The organism is Roseiarcus sp., from assembly GCF_052145395.1.
In the GTDB taxonomy this organism is placed as follows: domain Bacteria; phylum Pseudomonadota; class Alphaproteobacteria; order Rhizobiales; family Beijerinckiaceae; genus Roseiarcus.
The window spans coordinates 1-3,990 of record NZ_JBKQOT010000145.1; the positions used below are offsets into that span (position 1 = coordinate 1).

Consider the following 3,990-nt stretch of genomic DNA (forward strand, 5'->3'; position numbering starts at 1 on the left):
CACATTCTGTTGGCCCGCCAGGTGGGCGTTCCCGCGATTGTCGTGGCCCTCAATAAAGTCGACCTCGTCGACGATCCCGAACTCCTCGACCTCGTCGAACTCGAAGGGCCAAGCCGCGTTTTTGGCCCCATTTTTGTTCTCATAACTGTTCTTGATTGGTGCGTTCCGAAACGCTACTCACAAGATGAGTTTCGCGAACAAAGGCGCCGGATGCGGGTCGGGTACGCCAGGGTCAGCACCACCGACCAGTCGCCCGAGCTACAGCTCGAGGCGCTCCGGCGTGCGGGTTGCGAGAAAATCCACACCGAGAAGACGTCCGGCGCCAAAACGGACCGGCCCGAACTGGCGCGCGTCCTTAATGACGTGCTGCGCAAGGGCGACGTACTGGTCGTGTGGAAACTCGATCGGCTCGCCCGGTCGTTGAAGAAGCTGATCACGACGGGCGAGGATCTCGAGGGGCGCGGCATCGGCTTGGTATCGCTGACCGAGAGCATCGACACCACCACGCCGGGGGGCGTGCTGGTGTTCCATGTGTTCGGGGCGATCGCACAATTCGAGCGCGCTCTGATCCGCGAGCGCACGGCCGCCGGCCTTGCCGAGGCACGCCGACGCGGACGCAAGGGGGGGCGCCCGCCGGCGTTCAAGGCGGGCGACGTCACTGCGGCGCGCGCGCTGATGAACGAGGGCAAGCTTCCGGTGCGTGACGTCGCCAAGCGTATGGGCGTATCAGTCGCCACCCTTTATCGCCATGTCGGCAAGCGGGGCGCCGGCGACGATGCCCCGGATGCCTCCGCCGCGCGTGGCTGACCGCTCGAAGCGACCGCCGGGTGAGGCGCTGGTCGACCTGCGCCGACGCTTGGCGTTGCTGTCACCGCGCGATCCGGCCCGCACCGAGGTGATTACGCGCGCGGCCGAGGCGTACGGCGTGTCGATCTGGACGATCTACCGCGCCCTTCGCGAATTGACCCGGCCGAAATCGGTGCGGCGCTCCGACTACGGCGCGACGCGCGCGGCGCCTGTGACAGAGATGGAGCGTTACGCCGAGATCGTCGCCGCGCTCAAGATCAGGACCTCGAACAAGAAGGGGCGCCACCTCTCAACGGCGCGCGCGATCAGGCTGCTCGAGGAGGATGGTGTCGAAACACCGGAAGGTCTGGTGCGAGCCCCAGCGGGTTTGCTCAAGCGCGCGACCGTCGACCGTGTCTTGCGTGCTTCAGGTCTGGATCATGCTCGTGTTACGCGCCCGGTTGCCGCGGTGCGTTTTCAGGCCAAGCGTTCGAATGAACTCTGGCAATTCGACATGAGCCCCTCCGACCTGAAGCAGGTCGAAGCCCCGCTGTGGATCGAGCAAAGCCGCGGCAAGTCGCCGACGTTGATGCTGTTCTCGGCGGTCGATGACCGCTCAGGAGTCGTCTACGACGAATATCGCTGTGTCTACGGCGAGGATGCCGAGTCCGCGCTGCGTTTCCTGTTCAATGCCATGGCGCCCAAGCCCGAGGCCGAGCTGCCGTTCCAAGGCATTCCGACCACGATCTACATGGACAACGGTCCGGTCAGCCGTTCGAAGGTGTTCCAGTCGGTGATGGGCAGTCTCGGCGTGCGCGTGCTCACCCACATGCCGCCGTCAGAGGCCGAGCGTCGCACACCTGCGCGGGCGAAGGGCAAGGTCGAACGGCCGTTCCGTACCATCAAGGAAGTCCACGAGACGCTCTACCACTTCCACAAACCGAAGGACGAGGCAGAGGCGAACCTCTGGATGCGCCGCGCGCTCATCACCTACAACAATGGCGATCATCGCAGCGAGCCGCACAGCCGGATCGAGGACTGGTTGAAGCACCTGCCGCCAAGCGGCGTGCGGGAGATGTGCTCCTGGGAGCGGTTCTGTGCCTTCGCGCGTGAACCTGAGCGCCGCGGCGTCGCCGGCGACGCGACGGTCTCGGTCGAGGGCGCGTCGTACGAAGTCGAGCCCGAGCTCGCCGGCGAGACGGTGACGCTCTGGTGGGGGCTCTTCGACCAGGAGCTGTTCGTCGAGTTTGAGGGCAAGCGCTTCGGGCCATACCAGCCTTCGCGCGGCGCGATCCCACTCTATCGCTATCGCAAGTACCAGAAGAGCCGGGCCGAGGAGCGCATCGACAAGGTCGTGCAACTCGCCGACCAGCTGGGGCTGCCACGCGCCGCGGTGACCGGCGGAGACAGGCCCTTGCCGTCCCTACCTCCAGGCGCCGGATCCATTCATGTGCCGCGCACGCCCTTTCCCGAGCCGGTGGCCGACATCACGTTCCCGACTTCTCTGGCAGCCAGGTTGGCGATCTCCGTCCAGCTATCGAGGCCTCTCGGCAGCCTGTCCGAGGCCGACCGCGCGTTCATCGACGCGCTGCTGGCGGACACCCTCGATCGAGAAACCGTCGCCGCGCGTGTGCGCGAGCACTTCAGGAAACCAGGGAGAGGCTGATGCTCGCCGACGTACAGGCGCACTTCGGATTGACACGGCCGTTCCATCGCGTGGGTAACTATGAGACCGAGCATCAACGCGCGCTGGTGCGCGAGGTGTGCGCCGTCGTGCAGACGGGAAGGCTGGTCGTCGTCGCCGGACTGGTCGGCTCCGGCAAGACACATCTGCTGACCCGCATCGAGGAAGAGCTTGCGCGCGCCAACAAAGTTGCGGTCGCGAAGTCGCTGGCGGTCGATAAGCGGCGCACCTCGCTGCCGTCGCTCATCGAGGCCATGTTCTACGACCTCACGCCCGGCGATCGCGCCCAGGTCAAAATCCCCAAGCAACCAGAGCGGCGTGAGCGCGAACTCCGCGACCTTATGCGCAAGAGCAAACATCCCGTCGTGCTGATCGTCGACGAGGCCCACGAGCTGCACCACAAGACGCTGACCGGCTTCAAGCGACTGATGGAAATGGCCGCGGGCGCCGGCGTGATCCTATCGGTTCTGCTGATCGGACACCCAAAGCTGCGCAACGATCTTCGCCGGCCGCAGATGGAGGAGATCGGCTACCGCACCACTACCTTCGAATTCGAGGGTGTGTCCGGCAATCGTCGCGAGTTCATCAATTGGCTCCTGAAAACCTGTGCGCGGGACGGCGTCAAGCCGGCGGACCTCATGGATGCGGACGCGATCGATCTGCTCGCCGAGCGGCTGCGCACGGCGCTGCAGATCGAGATGCACCTGACGTTGGCCTTCGAGCATGCCTTTCGCCTCGGCGAGAAGCGGGTGTCCTTCGAAGTTGTCGAACAGGTGCTGTCGCGTGCGATCGACGATCTCGAACCGACGCTGACCCGCAACGGCTACGACGCGCCCGCGCTGACCGTGCTGCTCAACGCCAAGCCCGCCGAAGTGCGCGACTTTCTCGCCGGCGCCCTCGCCGGCGACCGCGCGCGCGAGTTCACGGAGCAACTGCGCGTCGCAGGCGTGCCGGTGTGAGCCGGACAGCTTCGCTCATTGGCACGGATTGCGAGCACGCTCCTCCGTTGGCGAGCACGGCGCGATGATGGCGAGCACAGTGGCAGATAATGTGAGCAGGACGCTCAGCCCATTGTCAGCTAATTCGAGCAGTAATCGGCTCCGTTTGCGAGCACGAGCCCCGATGATTGCGAGCGCCTACAAATAGGTTTCGGGGTTATTGCGCTCGTCCCGGACGCGCGTGTCACTGTGGCGGCCGCCTTTATCGCCTGCGTCGGGGGAGGTCTGGCGCTTCCGCTTCACCTCACTTGGATCATGTCCAAACTTACGTTCGAGCAGCATGGAAGAGGGGGCGGAGCCTTCACTGGCTCATTCTTTGTTGGCAATTTCCTCAGCCCTGTAATTGTCGGCGCCCTAGCCGCCGTTGTAGGTGGCCTACCGCAGGCGATCGGAGTCTTGGCGGTCGCGTTCCTCTGCGCGACGGCCTCGGCCTTTGTGTACGGAAGAACATCCGCGGGAGCGGCAGTGCGACTCAACGCGCATTCCGCTTGAGGCCCACCTTGAAACCATGACTGGCGAACC

3 protein-coding genes are annotated in these 3,990 nt (G+C 64.9%); all 3 read left to right on the top strand.

Features of this window, described 5'->3' with window-relative positions:
- Nucleotides 1-210 precede the first annotated feature (210 nt).
- The 3 genes from ACLP25_RS04980 to ACLP25_RS04990 are packed head-to-tail and all read left to right on the top strand — an operon-like array spanning nt 211 to nt 3,429.
- On the top strand, nt 211-807 hold the full coding sequence (locus ACLP25_RS04980; RefSeq protein ID WP_442468122.1) for a recombinase family protein: 597 nt from the start codon (nt 211-213) through the stop codon (nt 805-807).
- Nucleotides 785-2,452 carry an IS481 family transposase gene (locus ACLP25_RS04985; RefSeq protein WP_442468120.1) on the top strand — a complete coding sequence of 556 codons (1,668 nt, stop codon included), beginning with the start codon at nt 785-787 and terminating at the stop codon, nt 2,450-2,452. Before ACLP25_RS04980 ends, ACLP25_RS04985 begins: the two co-directional genes overlap by 23 nt.
- A complete protein-coding gene (locus ACLP25_RS04990; protein WP_442468121.1) occupies nt 2,452-3,429 on the top strand; it encodes an ExeA family protein in 978 nt (325 codons plus the stop codon). The genes ACLP25_RS04985 and ACLP25_RS04990 overlap by 1 nt, the downstream gene beginning before the upstream one ends.
- Nucleotides 3,430-3,990 lie beyond the last annotated feature (561 nt).

Bases quoted from the DNA above. Each gene is read 5' to 3' on its own strand.
- ACLP25_RS04980 (WP_442468122.1), top strand. From the start codon at position 211: ATGCGGGTCGGGTACGCCAGGGTCAGCACCACCGACCAGTCGCCCGAG.
- ACLP25_RS04990 (WP_442468121.1), top strand. From the start codon at position 2,452: ATGCTCGCCGACGTACAGGCGCACTTCGGATTGACACGGCCGTTCCAT.
- ACLP25_RS04985 (WP_442468120.1), top strand. From the start codon at position 785: ATGCCTCCGCCGCGCGTGGCTGACCGCTCGAAGCGACCGCCGGGTGAG.